The sequence below is a fragment of the Burkholderia sp. 9775_39 genome (genome assembly GCF_015712225.1).
GTDB classification, from domain to species: domain Bacteria; phylum Pseudomonadota; class Gammaproteobacteria; order Burkholderiales; family Burkholderiaceae; genus Burkholderia; species Burkholderia cenocepacia.
On sequence record NZ_JACCQC010000011.1, the window covers coordinates 144,279 to 160,622 of the forward strand.

15 protein-coding genes are annotated in these 16,344 nt (G+C 68.4%); 7 read left to right on the forward strand and 8 right to left on the reverse strand.

The window, feature by feature from the left end; all coding sequences use genetic code 11:
* Positions 1-37 precede the first annotated feature (37 nt).
* Both H0X90_RS17135 and H0X90_RS17140 read left to right on the forward strand, forming a co-directional pair.
* Positions 38-802, forward strand: a complete 765-nt coding sequence (locus tag H0X90_RS17135; protein ID WP_006488592.1) for a 1-acyl-sn-glycerol-3-phosphate acyltransferase — start codon at positions 38-40, stop codon at positions 800-802.
* 45 nt (positions 803-847) lie between these two features.
* The gene (locus tag H0X90_RS17140; RefSeq protein WP_034201389.1) at positions 848-1,735 is read left to right on the forward strand and encodes a M48 family metallopeptidase; all 888 of its coding nucleotides are present in this window, start codon (positions 848-850) and stop codon (positions 1,733-1,735) included.
* 108 nt (positions 1,736-1,843) lie between these two features.
* On the opposite strand, the gene gloA is transcribed toward H0X90_RS17140, so the two are convergent.
* Complete coding sequence (gloA, locus tag H0X90_RS17145; protein WP_006477863.1) at positions 1,844-2,227, reverse strand: lactoylglutathione lyase; 384 nt, start codon at positions 2,225-2,227, stop codon at positions 1,844-1,846.
* A gap of 384 nt (positions 2,228-2,611) precedes the next feature.
* Here gloA and H0X90_RS17150 point away from each other — a divergent pair, with 384 nt between their 5' ends.
* Complete coding sequence (locus tag H0X90_RS17150) at positions 2,612-3,547, forward strand: DMT family transporter (protein WP_006491616.1); 936 nt, start codon at positions 2,612-2,614, stop codon at positions 3,545-3,547.
* An 85-nt stretch (positions 3,548-3,632) separates the two neighbouring features.
* Here the strand turns inward: H0X90_RS17150 and rsmA are convergent, their stop codons facing one another.
* Genes rsmA through H0X90_RS17170 form a run of 4 tightly spaced genes read right to left on the reverse strand, consistent with a single transcriptional unit; the run spans position 3,633 to position 9,279 of the window.
* Positions 3,633-4,460: a 16S rRNA (adenine(1518)-N(6)/adenine(1519)-N(6))-dimethyltransferase RsmA gene (gene rsmA, locus H0X90_RS17155; protein ID WP_034201387.1), complete on the reverse strand. Its 828-nt coding sequence runs from the start codon at positions 4,458-4,460 to the stop codon at positions 3,633-3,635.
* Positions 4,461-4,507: 47 nt separating this feature from the next.
* Positions 4,508-5,497 (reverse strand): 4-hydroxythreonine-4-phosphate dehydrogenase PdxA, encoded by a 990-nt coding sequence (pdxA, locus tag H0X90_RS17160; RefSeq protein ID WP_062884331.1) that lies wholly within the window; start codon positions 5,495-5,497, stop codon positions 4,508-4,510.
* A gap of 11 nt (positions 5,498-5,508) precedes the next feature.
* Complete coding sequence (locus H0X90_RS17165; protein WP_034178516.1) at positions 5,509-6,867, reverse strand: peptidylprolyl isomerase; 1,359 nt, start codon at positions 6,865-6,867, stop codon at positions 5,509-5,511.
* A gap of 51 nt (positions 6,868-6,918) precedes the next feature.
* Positions 6,919-9,279 (reverse strand): LPS-assembly protein LptD, encoded by a 2,361-nt coding sequence (locus tag H0X90_RS17170; protein ID WP_006485743.1) that lies wholly within the window; start codon positions 9,277-9,279, stop codon positions 6,919-6,921.
* A gap of 224 nt (positions 9,280-9,503) precedes the next feature.
* On the opposite strand from H0X90_RS17170, the gene H0X90_RS17175 reads away from it, so the two are divergent.
* Together H0X90_RS17175 and murU are read left to right on the forward strand one after the other, a co-directional pair.
* On the forward strand, positions 9,504-10,553 hold the full coding sequence (locus H0X90_RS17175) for an aminoglycoside phosphotransferase family protein (RefSeq protein WP_006485734.1): 1,050 nt from the start codon (positions 9,504-9,506) through the stop codon (positions 10,551-10,553).
* A gap of 22 nt (positions 10,554-10,575) precedes the next feature.
* The gene (murU, locus tag H0X90_RS17180) at positions 10,576-11,298 is read left to right on the forward strand and encodes an N-acetylmuramate alpha-1-phosphate uridylyltransferase MurU (protein ID WP_043205701.1); all 723 of its coding nucleotides are present in this window, start codon (positions 10,576-10,578) and stop codon (positions 11,296-11,298) included.
* Between the two features lie 205 nt (positions 11,299-11,503).
* On the opposite strand, the gene H0X90_RS17185 is transcribed toward murU, so the two are convergent.
* The gene (locus tag H0X90_RS17185) at positions 11,504-13,375 is read right to left on the reverse strand and encodes an ABC transporter ATP-binding protein/permease (RefSeq protein ID WP_077189721.1); all 1,872 of its coding nucleotides are present in this window, start codon (positions 13,373-13,375) and stop codon (positions 11,504-11,506) included.
* A 175-nt stretch (positions 13,376-13,550) separates the two neighbouring features.
* Here H0X90_RS17185 and H0X90_RS17190 point away from each other — a divergent pair, with 175 nt between their 5' ends.
* Positions 13,551-13,946 carry an acyl-CoA thioesterase gene (locus H0X90_RS17190; protein WP_006485741.1) on the forward strand — a complete coding sequence of 132 codons (396 nt, stop codon included), beginning with the start codon at positions 13,551-13,553 and terminating at the stop codon, positions 13,944-13,946.
* A 36-nt stretch (positions 13,947-13,982) separates the two neighbouring features.
* Here H0X90_RS17190 and H0X90_RS17195 read toward each other — a convergent pair whose 3' ends face one another.
* Positions 13,983-14,465: a nitrate reductase associated protein gene (locus H0X90_RS17195; RefSeq protein ID WP_012492415.1), complete on the reverse strand. Its 483-nt coding sequence runs from the start codon at positions 14,463-14,465 to the stop codon at positions 13,983-13,985.
* A gap of 114 nt (positions 14,466-14,579) precedes the next feature.
* Here H0X90_RS17195 and fdhD point away from each other — a divergent pair, with 114 nt between their 5' ends.
* The gene (gene fdhD, locus H0X90_RS17200) at positions 14,580-15,434 is read left to right on the forward strand and encodes a formate dehydrogenase accessory sulfurtransferase FdhD (RefSeq protein ID WP_102898858.1); all 855 of its coding nucleotides are present in this window, start codon (positions 14,580-14,582) and stop codon (positions 15,432-15,434) included.
* Positions 15,435-15,485: 51 nt separating this feature from the next.
* On the opposite strand, the gene H0X90_RS17205 is transcribed toward fdhD, so the two are convergent.
* Positions 15,486-16,253, reverse strand: a complete 768-nt coding sequence (locus tag H0X90_RS17205) for an enoyl-CoA hydratase (protein WP_006485740.1) — start codon at positions 16,251-16,253, stop codon at positions 15,486-15,488.
* Between the last annotated feature and the right edge of the window lie 91 nt (positions 16,254-16,344).

The following is a 16,344-nucleotide window of genomic DNA, read 5'->3' on the forward strand; positions in this document are numbered from 1 at the left end:
TGCCGCGCGCATCCTCCCCAACGCCAGACTCACGCCGATGCGCTTCGTCCGCTCCCTGCTGCTGCTGATCTACTTCATCCTGTACACGGTGCCGTACGCCACCGCGTGCTTCATCGCGTTTCCGTTCATGCGCCCCGACGCGCGCTACTGGATGGCGGCCGGCTGGTGCAAGTCGACGCTGTGGGTCGTGCGCTGGCTGAACGGCATCCGCTACCGGATCGAAGGGATGGAAAACCTGCCCGACGGCCCGGCCGTGCTGCTGTCGAAGCACCAGTCCGCGTGGGAGACGCTCGCGTTCCCGGCGCTGATGCCCAAGCCGCTCTGCTACGTGTTCAAGCGCGAGCTGCTGTACGTGCCGTTCTTCGGCTGGGCGCTCGGGCTGCTGCACATGGTCAACATCAACCGCAAGGAAGGCAAGAACGCGTTCAATTCGGTGATCCGCCAGGGCAAGAAGCGCCTGTCGGAAGGCGCATGGATGATCATGTTCCCCGAAGGCACGCGCACGCCGGTCGGCAAGCAGGGCAAGTACAAGACGGGTGGCGCGCGCTTCGCGATCGAAACCGGCACGCCGGTCGTGCCGATCGCGCACAATGCAGGGCGGGTGTGGCCGCGTAACTCGTTCACGAAATTCCCGGGCGTCGTCACGGTGTCGATCGGCAAGCCGATCGCGAGCGAAGGGCTGACGCCCGATGCATTGAACTCGCAGGTCGAAGCATGGATCGAAGCGGAAATGCGCCGCATCGATCCCGATGCGTATCGTCAGGCGGGCAACGCCGGCACACGCGATGCCGCGCGCGCCTGAAGCCCCGGATTGCAGCCGTTGCGTACGACAAAAAGAAGCGAACTGATGAAACAGCGTCCGCGGCCACGGCCTGCCGTCGTGGCCCTCGATCATCGCCAGATGGATCTGCCGCTCTTCGACGGGCCGGCCGCGGCGCCGTCGGCGCCCGCCGCCCCGCCGGCGCCGCCTGAAGTCGCACCCGCCGCACCGCTCGATCCGGGCCCGGCGCCCGATCGCTCGCGCGTGCGCACGTTCGCGCTCGACAGCCGCGTGCTCGAATACCGGCTGAAGCGCTCGGCGCGCCGTACGATCGGCTTCACGATCGACGGCAGCGGGCTGTCGATCACCGCGCCGCGCTGGGTCACGCTCGCCGACATCGAAGCGGCGATCGCGGAGAAACAACGCTGGATCTTCGCGAAGCTCGCGGAGTGGAAGACGCGCACCGAGCAGCGCGCGCTGCCGCAAATTGACTGGCGCGACGGCGCGCAGCTGCCGTATCTCGGCAAGACGGTGACGATCGCGCTCGGCGCGGGCGCCGTCGCGTTCGATGCCGATGCGCTGCGGCTGTCGCTGCCGCTGCCCGTGCAGGCCGACATGCAGCAGATCAAGGATCGCGTGCAGGGCTGGCTGCAGGGCGAAGCGAAACGCATCTTCGGCGAACGCCTCGTCGTCTACGCGGAAAAGCTCGGCGTCACGTATTCGATGTATGCGCTGTCGTCGGCCGCGACGCGCTGGGGCAGTTGCTCGAGCGACGGCAAGATCCGCCTGAACTGGCGGCTGATCCATTTCCCGATGTCGATCATCGACTACGTCGTCGCGCACGAGCTGTCGCACCTGCGCGAGATGAACCACAGCCCGGCCTTCTGGCAGACCGTCGAATCGATCTTCCCCGAGTTCCGCGAAGCGCGGCATACGCTCAAGCATCATCCGCCCGAGTTGCTGCCGTCGCTTTGACGCGCGCGGCTTCGGCTCCAACGAAAAAGGGCGATGCGGATTACCCCGCATCGCCCTTTTTCGCTGCCGCGGCGCACATCGCACGCCGCGGCCCGGTTCATCCCGCGCTTACTTCTTCTGGATGAACTCGATCTTGTAGCCGTCCGGATCCTCGACGAACGCGATCACGGTCGTGCCGTGCTTCATCGGGCCTGCCTCGCGCGTGACCTTGCCGCCTTGCGCCTTGATCTTCTCGCAGGCCGCGTACGCATCGTCGACCGCTACCGCCAGATGGCCGAAGCCGTTGCCGAGATCGTAGGACGGCGTCTCCCAGTTATGGGTGAGTTCGATCACGGTGCCCGTGCTCTCGTCTTCGTAGCCGACGAACGCGAGCGTGAACTTGCCTTCCGGATAATCCTCGCGACGCAGCAGCTTCATGCCGAGCAATTCGGTGTAGAACTTGATCGAGCGGTCGAGATCGCCGACTCGCAGCATCGTATGCAGCAAACGCATGTGTTGTACTCCTGTGGGGACTTTCCAGAACCGGAAATTCTACCGGAGACGGGTGAATTTCGCCGGGGGCGCCTAGCCGGGGGCGCCCAGCCGGGGGCGCCCAGCTGGAGGCGCCCCGCCCGGCGCACGGCCGAGGCGGCGCATCGGTTGACCCGACGCAAGCGCAACGGCAGAAAACGTCACACTCCGGCCCGCCCGACCACCGCGCCGATCGGGTAACATCCTTCCACTTCGCACCAAAAGCGGGCATGCGTCCCGCCGCCCGACCGCGACCACCCACTCTTCCCTACCCCACACTGCCGTGCGAAACCGCCGATTCGAGCGCGCCGGACGCGCCGCCCGCCTGACCTCGCCGCCGTCATACCGGACCCGCGAGGCGCGCCGATGACCGCGCTTGCCGCCGCCCCCGTGCGCCGCGCGCTCGATACGCGCGCGGTCGGCCTGATGCTGCTGCTGTGCGCGATCTGGGGCTTCCAGCAGGTCGCGATCAAGAGCACGAACGCCGCGATCGCACCGATGTTCCAGGCCGGGCTGCGCTCGGTGATCGCGGCGGTGCTGCTATGGGGCTGGGCCCGCACGCGCGGCACGCCGCTGTTCCAGGCGGACGGCACGTTCGGCGCGGGGCTCGCCGCCGGCGCGCTGTTCGCCGGCGAATTCATCTGCGTGTTCTTCGGACTGACGCTGACGAGCGCGTCGCACATGGCGATCTTCCTGTACACGGCGCCGTGCTTCACCGCGCTCGGCCTGCACCTGTTCGCCCCGGGCGAGCGGCTGCAGCGCACGCAATGGGCCGGTGTCGGTCTCGCCTTCGCCGGCATCGCGCTCGCGTTCGCGGACGGCTTCCTGAAGCCGCGCGCGCCCGGCGCGTCCGTGCTGGCCGGGCTCGCCGGCGACGCGCTCGGGATCCTCGGCGGCGCGATGTGGGCCGCGACGACGGTCGTCGTGCGCTCGACGGCGCTCGCGCGGGCCAGCGCGAGCAAGACGCTGTTCTACCAGCTCGCGGTATCGGCGGTCGTGCTGGTCGCGCTCGCCGCGCTGTCCGGCCAGATGTCGTTCGCGCACGTGACGCCGGTCGCGCTGGCGAGCCTCGCGTACCAGTCGGTGATCGTCGCGTTCGTCAGCTACCTGTCGTGGTTCTGGCTGCTGACGCGCTACAGCGCGTCCCGGCTGTCCGTCTTCACGTTCCTGTCGCCGCTGTTCGGCGTCGCGTTCGGCGTGTTGCTGCTCGGCGAATCGGTCGGCTGGCGCTTCATGTCCGCGGCCGCGCTCGTGCTGACCGGCATCGCGCTCGTCAACGCGCCGCCGCGCCGGCGGGCGTGACGACCGACGCGAGATGCGCGGGCAATAAAAAAGGCCGCCGGTCAGGCAGCCTCTTCGATACAGCCGGTGGCGCGCGCGACCCGCGTCATCCGGCCTTGCGCACCGCCGCAAGCGCCTGCGCGACGCCGACGTACTCGGCCACGCTCACGTCCTCCGCACGGCGCGCGAGATCGAAGCCGAGCGCGTCGAAATCGATCGTCTCGCGGTAGTCGCCGAGCGTATTGCGCAGCATCTTGCGGCGCTGCGAGAACGCGGCGGTGACGATTTCGCCGAGCAGCACGGGATCGACGTCCGGCAGTTCGTGCGGCTCGTACGGAATCATCCGGACGATCGCCGAATCGACCTTCGGCGGCGGCTGGAACGACTCCGGCGGCACGTCGAGCATCTTTTCCATCACGTAGCGGTACTGCAGCATCACCGACAGCCGCGAAAACGCCTTCGTGCCCGGCTCCGCGACCATCCGCTCGACGACTTCGTTCTGCAGCATGAAATGCTGGTCGATGACCGCATCGGCGAACGTCATCAGATGAAACAGCAGCGGGCTGGAAATGTTGTACGGCAGGTTGCCGACGATCCGCAGCGACGGCTTGTCGCCGGGCGCCGCGAGCGAGCGGAAGTCGAATGCGAGCGCATCGCCCGCGTGCAGTTCCAGCAGCGCGCCGAAGCGTTGCTGCAGGCGCCCGATCAGGTCGCGGTCGAGCTCGACCGCGTGCAGCGGCGACTCGGGCGTCGCGAGACGCTCGATCAGCGGCTCGGTCAGCGCGCCGAGCCCGGGCCCGATCTCGACCATCCGCTGGCCGCGCGCGGGGCCGATCGTCGCGACGATCGAATCGATCACGCCGTGATCGACGAGGAAGTTCTGCCCGAAGCGCTTGCGCGCGAAATGGCCTTGGTGCTGTCTGCTGTTCGACATCGACTGAGTAAAACGAAAAATACGACGAATGGGGTAAGCCGGCAGCGTCAGGCTGCGCGGCGATGGCGCGCCATCGTGACGGCCGTATCGAGCGCGGCGATCATGCTGCCCGGATCGGCGCGGCCCGTGCCGGCCAGATCGAGCGCGGTGCCGTGGTCGACCGACGTGCGGATGATCGGCAGCCCGAGCGTCACGTTGATGCCCTCGCCGAACGTCGCGTACTTCAGCACGGGCAGGCCCTGGTCATGGAACATCGCCAGCACGCAATCGGCATCGGCCAGATGGCGCGGCTGGAACAGCGTGTCGGCCGGATACGGGCCGCGCGCATCGATGTGTTGCGCATGCGCACGGGCCAGCGCCGGCGAGATCACGTCGATCTCCTCGCGGCCGAGATAACCGTTCTCGCCCGCGTGCGGGTTCAGGCCCGTCACGAGGATGCGCGGCGTGGCGAGACCGAAGTCGCGCCGCAGGTCGCGATCGATGATCGCGAGCGTCTCGACGAGCCCGTCGATCGTCAGCGCGGCGGATACGTCCTTCAGCGGCAAGTGGGTGGTCGCGAGCGCGACACGCAGCGGCCGGTGGCCGGTGCCGGCCAGCATCATCACGACGCGCGGCGTATGCGTGCGCTCGGCCAGATATTCGGTATGGCCGGTGAACGGCACGCCCGCATCGTTGATCGTGCTTTTCTGCAGCGGCGCGGTGACGATCGCGTCGTACCGGCCCGCCAGCGCGCCGTCGATCGCCGCGTCGAGCAGCCCGAGCACGTAGCGGCCGTTCGCCGCGTCCAGCTTGCCCGCCTGCGCGGGCACGGCCAGCGCGCGATGCGCGACCGACACCTGCGCGCCGCCGGCCAGCGTGGCCGGGTCGATGCCGACCGCCGCGGCCCGCGCGTCGAGCAACGCCGCATCGCCGAGCACGGTGAAATGCGCGTCGGGCCAACGCTGCGCGGCGTCACGCAGCGCCTGCACGGTCAGCTCCGGGCCGACTCCCGCGGGTTCGCCGGTCGTGATCGCGATCTGCAGCGCGGGCGTGGTCATTCGATGCTCGCTCAGTTCGCCGGGCCGACGCCGCCGATCTTGTACTGCACGTACGAAGAATCGCGCAGCTCGCGCAGCCAGTCGGCGTAGGCCTGTTCGGCCTTGCGCTGGCCGATCGCCTGGCGGGCGATGTCCATCTGCTGCTGCACCGACCCTTCCGCTTCGCGGCGGTTCAGCACCTGGATCAGGTGGTAGCCGTACTCGGTACGAATCGGCTGGCTGATCTGGCCGTCCTGCAGGTTGTTCATCGCACGCTCGAATTCCGGCACGGTCTCGCCCGGGCTGATCCAGCCGAGATCGCCGCCCTGCGACGCCGACCCGTCCTGCGAGTAGGTGCGCGCGAACTTCGCGAAATCGCCGCCGGCCTCGACCTGGTTGCGGATGTCAACGAGTTGCTGACGCGCCTGGCCTTCCGACTTGCCTTCGCCGACGCGCAGCAGGATGTGGCGCACGTGCGTCTGGACGATCTTCGGCGCCGCGGCGCTCGCGCCCTGGCTCTGGCGGCGATCGACGAGGCGCACGATCTCGAAGCCGTCCGGCACGCGGATCAGCGTCGGGTTGACCTGGCCCGGGCGCAGCTTCGACGCGGCCTCGACGACGTCGGCCGGCAGCGCGCTCGGCGACTTGAAGCCGAGATCGCCGCCCTTCTTCGCGTCGTTCGCTTCGGAGTTGTTCTTCGCGAGCCGCTCGAAATCGGCGCCCGACTTCGCCTGCTGCAGCAGCGCTTCCGCCTTCTTCTGCGCGGCTTCGATGTCGGCCTGCGGCGCGTTGGTGGGCGCCTTGATGAAGATGTGCTGGAAGCGCAGGTCCTGCTGCTGCGACGCGTTCGGCCCGCGCTGGCTCGCGATGTAGTTCGCGACCTCGGCGTCCGACACCGTGATCTTGCCGTCGACCTCGCGCTCGCGCAGCTTCGACAGCGTCAGCTCGGTGCGCGCGTCGTTCGTGAAGATGCTCCAGGGCACGCCTTGCGCCTCGAGACGCGCGCGGTACTGGTCGAGCGTCATCCCGTTCGCCTGCGCGAGACGCTGCAGCGTGGCCTGCACGGTCGCGTCGTCGACACGGATCCCGTCATCCTTGGCCTTCTGCACCTGGATACGTTCGAGCACCATCTGGTTCAGCACCTGCCCGCGCAACTGGTCGGCCGGCGGCACCGGCGCGTTCTGCTGCTGCAGCCGGCGCGCGATCAAGCCGACACGCTGGTCGAGTTCACGGCCCGTGATCACGTCGTTGTTGACGACCGCGACGACTTCGTCGGCGAGCTGCGCACCTTGCGAACCGAGCGCCTGCGCCGCGGCCGGCGCGGCGGCGAGCAGCGCGGCGGACGCGGCAAGGCTGGACACGACTGCCGCGAAACGAAGGGTTTTCTTCATTGCCACTGAAACTCCATTGAAATCGTGCTGACCGGTGCAGACATGCCGGCGTTACTCGTAGTTGCTGAAGCGGGACATCGGCGGCGGCGGCGGCGGCAACGGCGTGTAGCCCGGCACCCCGGCGCGGAACGCGGACACGAGGCCGTTGTCGACGGTCGACAGGCCCTTGAGCGTCAGCTGCATCATGAATCGCGTCGACGAGTTCTGCTGTCCCGACGTATTGATGCCGTTCGCAAATCGCTGGACCCCGACCCCGAGCGCCCAGCAGTCCGCGTCGTATTGTAAGCCGACCAGACCGTCGACCACGCGATCTCCGGCGAGGTCGTAGTTGAAACGGCCGATCGCATACAGGCGGCGCGTGAGCGGCCATTGCGCGGACACCAGGAACTGGTTGATCGGCTGGTTGTCGAGCGTGGTGTTCGCGCGCGTATAGCGGTAGCCGACGTTGATCACGCGGCGCTCGCCCGGGCTGTAGCCGAAACCGACGCTCGACTTCACGAGCTGGTTGTTGTTCTGGTTGTACTGGAACGCCGTTTCCGACATGAAGCCCGAGCCGAGCTTCAGCGCGGCGCCGACGATCAGGTCCGAGTGGCGCGCCAGCACGGCGCTCTGCCCCGGCGTCAGCGTGACGCGCTGATCGGCGAAGTAGTACTGCTGCGCGATCACGAAGCGCGCGCGCTCGTCGCCGGTGCGCGGATCGATGAAGCGCGACGTCAGGCCGGCCGTGATCCGGTTCGCATCGGCGATCCGGTCGTTACCAACGAACGTGTTCGGCTGGTAGATCTCCGCGAGGCCGAAGTCCGATTCCGCGGTGTCGAACAGCGGCGCGTTCGACTGGTCGCGATACGGCGTGTACACGTAGTACAGGCGCGGCTCGAGGGTCTGGATGAAGTCCTGGCCGAACAGGCGCACCGAACGGTCGAAGATCAGGCCCGAATCGACGCTCACGGTCGGGATCGACTCGGTGAAGCGCTTCGGGTTGTTCGGCGTGGTCGACGACAGGTAGCCCAGGTCGTACGACGCGAAGTGATACTGGACCTTCGGCACGACGAAGTAGCCGGGGCCGTACACGCCGTACGAGATGTACGGGTTGAAGACGATCCGGTCGCCCTGGGTCGCATCGGCGGTCGTGATGCGGAACCGCGAATAGTCGGCTTCCGCGCCGAAGTCGAAACCGCCGACGTTGTACTTCGTGTACTTCACGTTCAACTGCGGCTCGCGGCTGTACGGCGCGATCGACGGCGGCAGCGTCTGCCAGTGCTGGTAGCGCGCGAGCACCGACCACGGGCCGTTGTTGTACGTGAGGCCGGCTTCCTGCTGGTACAGCGTCTGCGTCCCGTTGACGAACTGGTTCGTCGACCCGAGGTCTTCCGGATACGTGTTGTCCGAGACCTTGTTGAAGTAGACGTAGCCGCCGAAACCGCCGCCGAAATTCTGCTGGTGCTGCCAGTAGATCGCGTAGCGGTTGCGGTGCGCGAGCCGGTCATCCGGCAGGTAATTGGCCGTAAACGTGCCCGAATACGACGGCGACAGGTAGCGGAACGTCGCCTCGGTCATCACGCCGCGCCGCGAGATGATGCGCGGCGTGAGCGTCAGGTCGCGGTTCGGCGCGATGTTGAAGTAGTACGGCAGCGACAGCTCGAAGCCGTTGTTCGAGTTCATCGAGAACGTCGGCGGCAGCAGGCCGCTGCGCCGCTCGCCCGACAGCGGGAACGTCATCCACGGGCTCGCGAAGATCGGCACGCCCTGGAAGAACAGCACGCCGTTGCGCGCGGTGCCCTCGTCGGCGCCCGTATCGAAGTCGAAGCGGCTGCCCTTGATGTACCACGCGGGGTTCGTCGAGCACTGGCACGCCGTATATGTGCCGTTGACGAACACCGAGCGCTCGTTGTCGACCATGTCGACGCGCTCCGCGCTACCCGACCCGCCCGTCACGTTGAAGTGATACTTCGGCGCGGTCATGAAGCCCTGGCTCGCCTCGATCTTCATGTGCGCCTCGGGGCCCGCGAACGACATCCCGCCATTGACCACCTTGACCTGGCCGTACGCATCGGCCATGTCGGTATCCTGATCGTAGTGGATCGCGTCGGCCTTCACGACGGCGTCGCCGCGCCGCAGCTCGGCGGAGCCCTTCGCGGCGAGATCCTGCTCGGCGGTGCCGCTCGTGTGGTCGGCGATCACGAAGGCGGCCGGCTTCGCGCCGTCCTTCAGCGGATGATCCTCGAGCTGGGGTGCGAGACGCAGATCCCACGGCGAGTCGAGCGGCTGCGGCTGCGCAGCCGCGCCCGACAGCTGCGCGTACGACACGGCCGGCACGAGGCCGGGCACGGCCAGGAGCGCGAGCGCGAGCCGCCGTTTGCGCGGCGCCCCGTCACCGGGGAAAACATTCGGGAATAGCGGTTTGGGCGGCATCTATCGTTTGGCGAATCGCCCCTTGTCAACCGCGCCTGCACGGCACCTTCGCGCGCGGCGGGCCGCGCCGTCGAGCCGCGACTGCGGCTCTTCGCAAACCGGGGAGGCGATCGGGCGGACGGCGCGACAGGCGGCGGGCCTGCACGGCGGAAGCTGACGCGGGGGCGCGTCAAAAAAGTCGTGGGGTATTATATGGCAAGACGTTCCCCCCTCCGCCGAGTTTCATGACGCCCCCATCCGCCGCATCCCAGCCCGACGCCCGCCTCGAAGCGCTCACCGCGTGGCTGCACCCGCTCGCCGGGCGCTACGCCCTCGATCTGTCGACCCTCGCGCCCGCGTCGTCGGACGCCAGTTTCCGCCGCTATTTCCGGGTCGCGTCGGCCACCAGTGCCGGCGGCACGCTGATCGCCGTCGATGCGCCGCCGCCCGAGAAATGCCGCGAGTTCGTCCAGGTCGCGCAGCTGCTCGCCGCGGCCGGCGACCACGTGCCCGACGTGCTGGCTCACGATTTCGACGCAGGCTTCATGCTCGTGACCGACCTCGGCCGCACGTCGTACATCTCGGTGCTCGACCCGGCCGACCCGGCCGCCGCACGTCCGCTGATGCGCGCCGCGCTCGATGCGCTGATCCGCTTCCAGCTCACGTCGAAGCCCGACGTGCTGCCGCCGTTCGACGAAGCGTTCCTGCGCCGCGAAATGGAGCTGCTGCCCGAATGGTTCGTCGGCCGCCACCTCGGCAAGCCGGTCACCGACGCGATGCGCGGCACGCTCGAGCGCACCTTCGCGCTGCTGGTCGCGAGCGCGCACGCGCAGCCGCAAGGCTTCATGCTGCGCGACTTCATGCCGCGCAACCTGATGGTCTGCGAGCCGAATCCGGGCGTGCTCGACTTCCAGGACGCCGTGTACGGGCCGCTGACGTACGACGTCGTGTCGCTGCTGCGCGACGCGTTCATCAGCTGGGACGAGGAGTTCGAGCTCGACTGCTTCGCGTACTACTGGGAAAAGGCGAAAAAGGCCGGCCTGCCGGTCGATCCCGATTTCGGCGAGTTCTACCGCCAGCTCGAATGGATGGGGCTGCAGCGCCACATCAAGATCCTCGGCCTGTTCGCGCGCATCAACTACCGCGACGGCAAGCCGCACTACCTGAACGACCTGCCGCGCTTCCTGGCTTATGCGCGCAAGGTCGCGCTGCGCTACCGCCCGCTCGTGCCGTTCGCGAAGCTGCTCGACGAGCTCGAGGGCAACGCGCCGGCCGACGTCGGCTATACGTTCTGACCGCCCCCACACCCAGTCGAACATGAGCACTACCCTGACCACGGCGATGATCTTCGCCGCCGGACGCGGCGAACGGATGCGCCCGCTGACCGACACCCGCCCGAAGCCGCTGCTCGAAGCCGGCGGCAAGCCGCTGATCGTGTGGCAGATCGAGGCGCTCGCGCGGGCGGGCATCGAGACCATCGTGATCAACCATGCATGGCTCGGCGCGCAGCTCGAGGCCGCGCTCGGCGACGGTTCGCGCTGGGGCGTGCGGATCGCCTATTCGGCCGAGGGCGACGCACTGGAAACCGCCGGCGGCATCGCGCAGGCGCTGCCGCTGCTGGAGCGCGACGGGCAGCCGGCCGTGTTCGCGGCGGTCAGCGGCGATGTGTATTGCGCGTTCGACTACCGGACGCTCGCGCCGCGCGCGGCCCGGATGGCCGCGCTCGACACGCCGGCGATGCACCTCGTGATGGTGCCGAACCCGCCGTTCCACCCGGCCGGCGACTTCGCGCTCGGCGACGATGGCCGTCTGGCGCTCGACGGCGCCGCGCGCTTCACGTTCGGCAACATCGGCCTGTACGACACGCGGATGTTCCGCGACCTCGCGCCCGGCACGCGGCGCGCGCTGACGCCGTACTATCGCGCGGCGATCGAAGCCGGCCACGCGAGCGGCGAACTGTACGAAGGCATCTGGGAGAACGTCGGCACGCCCGCGCAGCTCGGCGAGCTCGACGCGCGGCTGCGCGCCGCCGCGGGCTGATCGTCTCGTGGCCGGGCGCCGGTCGTCGGGTAGCCGGCGCGGCGCCGATGGCCTGACGGGCCGATGAATGCCCGGCCGAGCCCGGATCACGTGCCCGCGGGCATCCGCCCGGTCACCCGACCGCGACGCCGCTACACCGCCCGCTGCCGGACGGACGCCCACCATCCATTCCCGCCGCCCGCCATGTCGCGCGGCGCCTGCGCGCTCACGCGGCCTCGGCCTCTTCCCCGCCAGCCGCCGCGCGCTGCTGCTGCAGCGCCCACATTTGCGCATACAACCCGTCGGCGCGCACGAGTTCGTCGTGCGTGCCGCGCTCGACGATCCGCCCGTGGTCCATCACGAGGATCTGCTGCGCGTGCACGACGGTCGACAGCCGGTGCGCGATCACGAGCGTCGTGCGATGCCGCGCGATCTGGTCGAGTTCGTGCTGGATCGCGCGTTCCGAGCGCGAATCGAGCGCCGACGTCGCTTCGTCGAACAGCAGCACCGGCGGGTCCTTCAGCAGCGTGCGCGCGATCGCGACGCGCTGTTTCTCGCCGCCCGACAGCTTCAGCCCGCGCTCGCCGACCGGCGTGTCATAGCCCTTCGGCAGACTTTCGATGAAGTCGTGGATGTGCGCGGCGCGCGCGGCCGCGACCACCTCGTCGCGGGTCGCGGTCGGCCGCCCGTACGCGATGTTGTAATAGATCGAGTCGTTGAACAGCACGGTGTCCTGCGGCACGATCCCGATCGATGCGCGCAGCGATTCCTGCGTGACGTCGCGGATGTCCTGGCCGTCGATCCGGATCGCGCCGCCGGCCTGCCGGTCGAGATCGTAGAAACGGAACAGCAGCCGCGACAGCGTCGATTTCCCCGACCCGCTGTGGCCGACCACCGCGGTCGTCGTGCCGGCCTCGATCGTAAACGTCACGTCGTGCAGGATCGGCCGCGACGGCTCGTACGCGAAGTTCACGTGCTCGAAGCGCACCTGCGCGCCGGTCACCGCGAGCGGCGGCGCATCGGGCCGGTCGGCCACTTCCTTCGGCGCGGACAGCAGCCCGAACATCCGGTCCATGTCGGTCAGGCTCTGCTTCAGCTCGCGATAGACGACGCCGAGGAAATTCAGCGGAATGTACAGCTGCAGCATGAACGTGTTGATCAGCACGAGATCGCCGAGCGTCAGCTTGCCCGCGAGCACGCCCTGCGTCGCGCGCCACAGGATGAACACCAGCCCCGTGCCGATGATCGCCTGCTGGCCGAAGTTCAGCACCGACAGCGAGTTCTGCGAGCGGATCGCGGCCTTCCGGTAGCGCTTCAGGTTCTCGTCGTAGCGCTGCGCTTCCCACTCCTCGTTGCCGAAGTACTTGACCGTCTCGTAGTTGATCAGCGAATCGATCGCCCGCGAGTTCGCGCGCGAATCGAGCTCGTTCATCGTGCGGCGGAAATGCGTGCGCCAGTTGGTGACCTTCACGGTGAACACGATGTACGTGACGAGCGCCGCGAACGTCACGTACGCGTAGTAGGCCTCGTACTTGACGACGAAGAAGCCGAGCACGAGCCCGACCTCGACGAGCGTCGGCAGGATGCTGTACAGCGAATACGAAATCAGCTGCTGGATGCCGCGCGTGCCGCGCTCGATGTCGCGCGACATGCCGCCCGTCTGGCGTTCGAGATGAAACCGCAGCGACAGCCCGTGCAGATGCCGGAACACCTGCAGCGCGAGCTGGCGCACCGCGCTCTCGGTGACCTTCGAGAACAGGATTTCGCGCAGCTCGGTGAACAGCGACGTCGACAGCCGCACGAGCGCATACGCGACGACCAGCAGCCCGACGCCGCCCGCGAGCACGATGCCGGCCGACTGTTCGGCACGGCCGAGCGCGGTGAGCTGCTGCACGTAGGACAGGTGGTCGACGATGCGCTTCATCACGACCGGCACGCCGAGGTTCGCGACCTTCGCCCCGATCAGGCAGCCGAGCGCCAGCGCGACGCGCCATTTGTAGGTGGTCAGGTACGGCAGCAGCGACCGGACGGTCTGCCAGTCGTTGCGTGGCCCGGTCGAAGCCGGCGCGGGCTCGCCGGAAGCGGGAAATCGGCGCATGGGGGAAGGATTGCGCGGCGGTGCCGGATCCGTCTTCCGACGGCCGGCTCGCGCGCTTTCTCGTACAATTTGTGAACGTTGTATTGTCGCAGAAGCCGCTTCGCGCCGCTGCCGGCGCCCTCGCCGGCCCGCCTGCGCGCGGCGGTCCATTTATTACAGGATGAAAGCCCCCGCCATGACCGATTCGACCCTCGAACTTCCGCAGAAGCAGCCCGCGCTGCGCGTCGTCCCGCAACCGCACGACGCGAACGTCCACGGCGACGTGTTCGGCGGCTGGATCATGTCGCAGGTCGACATCGCCGGCTCGATCCCCGCGAGCCAGCGCGCGAACGGCCGCGTCGCGACGGTCGCGGTCAACTCGTTCGTGTTCAAGCAGCCGGTATTCGTCGGCGATCTGCTGAGCTTCTACGCCACCATCATGCGCACCGGCAACACGTCGATCACGGTCGACGTCGAGGTATACGCGCAGCGCATGCGCCTGATGGGCGAAGTCGTGAAGGTCACCGAAGCGACGCTCACGTACGTCGCGACCGGCCCGGACCGCAAGCCGCGGCAACTGCCGCCGCTCTGACGGGCACGCGCCGCGCCACCGCGCGGCAGATGGCCGTCAGTGCGTGGCCGTCAGCCCGAACTCCCGCATCGCGGGCAGGAAATCGTGATTCAGCGTCGGCTTGCGCGACAGCTTGACCAGCACGTAGCGCTGGAACGGCGCGAGCCGCTGCCACTGCGCGAGCGCGGGCGCCGGCAGCCCGGCCAGCGCGCTCTGCTGCACGAGCGACTCCGGCACCGTGTCGACCGCGCGCCAGGCCGGCTGCTCGTCCGGCTGGAACCACGACGGCTCCAGATCGGCGTGCGTGCGCAGCATTTCGAACAGCGCATGATCGAAATTGGGCTCGATCGCGGTGTCGTCGTCGGCCGGAAAGCGCGCGAGCAGCTTGCGGTCCTCGAGCGGCAGCAGTTGCCACTGGTCGAGCGAAATCCGCAGGCCGAAGCGGTCGAGATTGAAACGCACGATCATCGGGATGTACGTGAAGTTTTCCGACGAATCGTGTTCGAAGTTGAAGAGCAACGGAGCGTCGCTGAGTCCCATGGTCGTTACCTGACGTGGCGGATGCCGGCGCGGCCGGCTTGCCTGGGGTATTTTAGAACCTCTGCGCGCGGGCGGCGGCACGATCGTCGCCGGCCGTGCTTCGAATCAACGGGAGTGCTCGTGAATCCGACCCAATCAGACGAACTGCGCGACGAACTTCGCGACGAACCGCGCGGCGCGATCGAGCTGCCCGTCAGCCGCACGCGCGGCGGCGCGGTCGACACCGCGCACGACTTCGTCGGCCAGGAATGGCCGGTCGCACTCGTCTTCAACGGCATCTCGCACGCGGTGATGATGTGTACGCCATGCGACCTCGAAGCGTTCGCGGTCGGCTTCGCGATCTCGGAAGGGATCGTCGCGCGCGGCAGCGACATCAAGGACATCGAGGTGATCCTGCACGCCGACGCGCCGCTGCCGCATGCGGAAGTCCATCTGGACGTGGTCCAGCAGGCGTTCGCCGCGCTGAAGGACCGGCGCCGCGCACTCGCGGGGCGCACGGGCTGCGGCGTCTGCGGCATCGAGAGCATCGACCTGCTCGACCTTGCGCCCGAACGCGTGCCCGATACCGGCTTTCTCGCACGCCTCGCGCCCGACGCACTGGCGCGCGCCGCGCATGCGCTGCCGGCGCATCAGGCGCTCACGAAACTGACCGGCGGCCTGCATGCGGCCGCGTGGTGCGACGCAGCAGGCGCGATCCGCGCGGCATTCGAGGATGTCGGCCGCCACAATGCGCTCGACAAGCTGATCGGCTCGCTCGTGCTGTCGCGCGCCGATACCACCGACGGTTTCGTGTTCCTGTCGAGCCGCGCGAGCTACGAGCTCGTACGCAAGGCCGCGCGGGTCGGCATCCCGCTGGTCGCGACCATCTCCGCGCCGTCGTCGCTCGCGATCGAGATCGCGAAGGCGGCTGGCCTGCGGCTCGTCAGTTTCTGCCGCGAAACCGGCCACGTCGACTACGGCACGGCCTGACCGCAATCAACGGATCGCGCCGGCGCTCCGCCGCCGGCGCGGCCCGCTCCGTCAGTCGAACTGACGGAAATCCGGCTTGCGCTTCTCGAAGAACGCCGTCATCGCCTCGCGCGCTTCCGGCGCGCGCAGCATCGTCGCGAAGTGGCGCGCTTCCTCGGCCATCCGCGCGGGCGTCGCCACGCCGCCCGTCTCCTTCAGCAGCGCCTTCGTCACACGCAGCGATGCCGCCGGCAATGCCGCCAGCTTCGCCGCCTGCTTCGCCGCGAACGCGTCGAGTTCGGCCGCCGGCAGCACGCGGTTGACGATGCCGATCCGGTGCGCTTCCAGCGCGTCGAACGGCTCGCCCAGCAGCAGCTTCTCGGCCGCGACCTGATGGCCGGCCAGACGCGGCAGCAGCGCGCTGGATGCGGCCTCCGGGCACAGCCCGAGCTGCACGAACGGCAGCGAGAACGTCGCGGTATCGGCCGCGTAGACCAGATCGCAGTGCAGCAGCATCGTCACGCCGACGCCGACCGCGATGCCCGGCACCGCCGCCACGACCGGCTTGCTCGCGCTGCTGATCCGCGCCAGGAACTGGAAGACCGACGCGGTGTCGTCCTTCGGCGGCGACTTCAGGAAATCCTCGAGATCGTTCCCCGCGCTGAAATTGCCGTCGCTGCCGCGCAGCAGGATCACGCGAACCGCCTTGTCTTCCTGCGCATCGGCGAGCGCATCGGCCATCGTCTGGTACATCGCCGCCGTCAGCGCATTCTTCTTCGCCGGGCGCGCGATCGTGATCGTCATCACGCCGTCGGCGCGTTCCACTTGAATGTCGGCCACAACCGTCTCCTTTGACTGTCTCTACCGGAATGAAAAAACGGTGCGCGAGCTCGTGGCCCGCGCACCGTCGTCGCTTGTCGTCGCGTCCCGC

Excerpts from the sequence above, each read along its gene's own strand:
- H0X90_RS17135 (WP_006488592.1), top strand. The coding sequence starts at position 38 with ATGCGCTTCGTCCGCTCCCTGCTGCTGCTGATCTACTTCATCCTGTAC.
- H0X90_RS17140 (WP_034201389.1), top strand. The coding sequence starts at position 848 with ATGAAACAGCGTCCGCGGCCACGGCCTGCCGTCGTGGCCCTCGATCAT.
- gloA (WP_006477863.1), bottom strand. The coding sequence starts at position 2,227 with ATGCGTTTGCTGCATACGATGCTGCGAGTCGGCGATCTCGACCGCTCG.
- H0X90_RS17150 (WP_006491616.1), top strand. The coding sequence starts at position 2,612 with ATGACCGCGCTTGCCGCCGCCCCCGTGCGCCGCGCGCTCGATACGCGC.
- rsmA (WP_034201387.1), bottom strand. The coding sequence starts at position 4,460 with ATGTCGAACAGCAGACAGCACCAAGGCCATTTCGCGCGCAAGCGCTTC.
- pdxA (WP_062884331.1), bottom strand. The coding sequence starts at position 5,497 with ATGACCACGCCCGCGCTGCAGATCGCGATCACGACCGGCGAACCCGCG.
- H0X90_RS17165 (WP_034178516.1), bottom strand. The coding sequence starts at position 6,867 with ATGAAGAAAACCCTTCGTTTCGCGGCAGTCGTGTCCAGCCTTGCCGCG.
- H0X90_RS17170 (WP_006485743.1), bottom strand. The coding sequence starts at position 9,279 with ATGCCGCCCAAACCGCTATTCCCGAATGTTTTCCCCGGTGACGGGGCG.
- H0X90_RS17175 (WP_006485734.1), top strand. The coding sequence starts at position 9,504 with ATGACGCCCCCATCCGCCGCATCCCAGCCCGACGCCCGCCTCGAAGCG.
- murU (WP_043205701.1), top strand. The coding sequence starts at position 10,576 with ATGAGCACTACCCTGACCACGGCGATGATCTTCGCCGCCGGACGCGGC.
- H0X90_RS17185 (WP_077189721.1), bottom strand. The coding sequence starts at position 13,375 with ATGCGCCGATTTCCCGCTTCCGGCGAGCCCGCGCCGGCTTCGACCGGG.
- H0X90_RS17190 (WP_006485741.1), top strand. The coding sequence starts at position 13,551 with ATGACCGATTCGACCCTCGAACTTCCGCAGAAGCAGCCCGCGCTGCGC.
- H0X90_RS17195 (WP_012492415.1), bottom strand. The coding sequence starts at position 14,465 with ATGGGACTCAGCGACGCTCCGTTGCTCTTCAACTTCGAACACGATTCG.